General features: G+C 52.3%; 2 protein-coding genes. Both read left to right on the forward strand.

Annotation, left to right across the window (positions count from 1 at the left end):
• Positions 1-499 precede the first annotated feature (499 nt).
• A complete protein-coding gene (locus AC13C0_RS00430; RefSeq protein WP_482953728.1) occupies positions 500-1,177 on the forward strand; it encodes a class I SAM-dependent methyltransferase in 678 nt (225 codons plus the stop codon).
• A gap of 86 nt (positions 1,178-1,263) precedes the next feature.
• The gene (locus AC13C0_RS00435) at positions 1,264-1,926 is read left to right on the forward strand and encodes a COG3904 family protein (protein ID WP_482953729.1); all 663 of its coding nucleotides are present in this window, start codon (positions 1,264-1,266) and stop codon (positions 1,924-1,926) included.
• Positions 1,927-2,383: the final 457 nt, after the last annotated feature.

Genomic DNA, 2,383 nt, shown 5'->3' on the forward strand with positions numbered 1-2,383 from the left:
CCCATAGGCTAGCCTGAGACCTCGAGTGCGGACCAGTCCAACAAGCCGATGAACCGATCCACAGGGGCCCGGTCGCGTGCCTGCCTTAGTTCGGGTGTGCCTGAGAGTTGGCGGGAGGTGGACGGTTATCTATATCGTTAAAGGCCTTACTCCGGTGCTCTTTGGCTTGGTGTTTGGCTGCTATTTCAGTGGTTGCCGGCAGGCAGAAAACCGCCTTCAGTCTGGCAAGGGTGTTGACAGCGGCCAATCGGGAGTTCAGATCGCGGGGCAATCCGGCGTATTCATCGGGTAGTTTCCGTGCATTCGGTGTTCTGGTTCCTGGCGCCATGGATCAAGTTAGTACACAGTACCGGGAGTGGGCATTCAGCATTGGGTGCCAAAATAAGTAATCGGGTGAACGGCCCTTAACCAGGCGCATCAATACGCGGCCTGCGGCCGCCGGACGCCCTTGTCAGGGCGCCGTTGTGCGCAGCGTTATACAGACTAAGGAGAGTCAGATTTGAAGTTAGCCAATGTAGTCCCGTGGGGCCGATCTTTTGAAGAGTATCAGGCGATGTTCGGATTATCCAAGAATGACCTGAACAAGCGTATCCTTGGTTGCGGTGATGGCCCCGCAAGCTTCAATGTAGAGGCAACAGACCGTGGGTGCCAAGTTGCTTCCTGTGATCCGGTTTACCAGTTTCAGGTCGACGAAATACGTCGCCGGATTGATGAAGTGTACCCGGAAATCATGACTAAGATGCAGCAGGATGCAGACAAGTATATTTGGGAGTCACTGAGTAGCGTCGAGCATCTTGGCGATGTCCGTATGAATGCCATGTCGAGGTTCCTGGCCGACTTTCAGGCGGGTTTTCAACAAGGGCGGTATGTATCAGCGTCTTTGCCGTCGCTTCCGTTTTCCGACTCCGAGTTCGATTTGGCACTCTGCTCCCACTATCTTTTTCTCTACAGTGACCATGTGGATAGGGCAACTCACCTCGCATCAATGCGGGAGCTATGCAGAGTGGCGACCGAAGTTCGTGTCTTTCCTGTTGTATCCTTAGACGGAGAGGTCTCGAAGCATTTGGATCATGTAATGACCGCATTATCTGCCGATGGGATTGATGTCTCATTGCAGCCTGTTAGTTACCGGTTTCAAAAAGGTGCTACTGAGATGTTGGTCGCAAAGTCCGTATAACCAGTGGCTGTTGGCGGACGCGCCTACGCTGCGCTCCGGCACGCCGCAAAGCCAATCGTTAGGGGTTTCAACAAGGATTGAGAGTCATGAGATTGCAGATCAGGGCATTGCTAGTATTGCTTACCATTTCGTCCACAACCGTGGCAGCAAACTTCTCGGTTTCAGGGCTAAATGGTTCAGGGTGTGAAAATCTTAGTGGGTCACGCGCTTGTGTCACCATGCTCCTCGCAGGTGATATTGAGGAAGGTGATGCAGCTAGGCTCGTTGACTTCATTGAGGCTACCAGCAACGTACTTTCATCAAGTCTAAAACAACCGGTAAGAGTAGGTCAGATTTACCTTCATTCGAATGGCGGCAATTTGATTGAGGCGATGAGAATTGGCAGGGTAATTCGCAATAATCTTATATCTGTTCAGGTTACCCACGATTCTGTTTGTTATAGCGCTTGTGTAATCGCCCACTTGGGTGGTGTTGTTCGCATCCCTGTGGGCCCAATGGGCATTCATTCGTTCTATTCAAGCGAGTTTGTGGGATCAGAAAATTTTGCAAGCAGCAGCAAGAAATATAACGAGATTGCTGAATTAGTTGGCGCTTACATGAGGGAAATGCGAGTTCCCACTTCTCTTCTTGACGAGATGATGAAGGTGTCTCACAAGAGTGTAAAAATCCTTGATTTTGAAGAAATGAAACGATTTGGGGTTATTGGGCAGGACCCTGTTTACCTGCAAGCAAAGGGGGAGAAACCCTAACAAGACGCTGTTGCCGGACAATTTTTCCACCGCTTCGCGGTTCCAAAATTGCCGCAAAGCTCTGCGTTAAATGCCTGGCTCCGGCGGTTTTGGGTTTGGTGTTTGGCCGCGGCTTGGCAGTGGTTATCGGGCAAAACACAGCCGCCAGTCAGTCACAGGTTTTGGCTGGTAGCTCGGTGTTAAGGTTGCGGGGCAATCCGGCGTAAATTCCGTGCATCATTTGCGCATAGGGTGTTCTGGTTCCTAGCGCCATGGATTGGGTTGGTGCAACGTATCGGGAGTAGGCATTCAGGTTTGGGTGCCACAATAAAGTGCCGGGTAACCGGCATCTAACAATTCGCATCAGTACGCGGCCTGCGGCCGCCGGACGCCCTTTACGTGGCTCCTTCGTCGCCACTCCAAGGTCGCCGCTGTGCTCCGCGTTGAACTAGCCGCGCAAGCGCGGGGAGCGCGCCTG

Source organism: Marinobacter sp. B-21 (assembly GCF_056857895.1).

Excerpts from the sequence above, each read along its gene's own strand:
- AC13C0_RS00435 (WP_482953729.1), top strand. The coding sequence starts at position 1,264 with ATGAGATTGCAGATCAGGGCATTGCTAGTATTGCTTACCATTTCGTCC.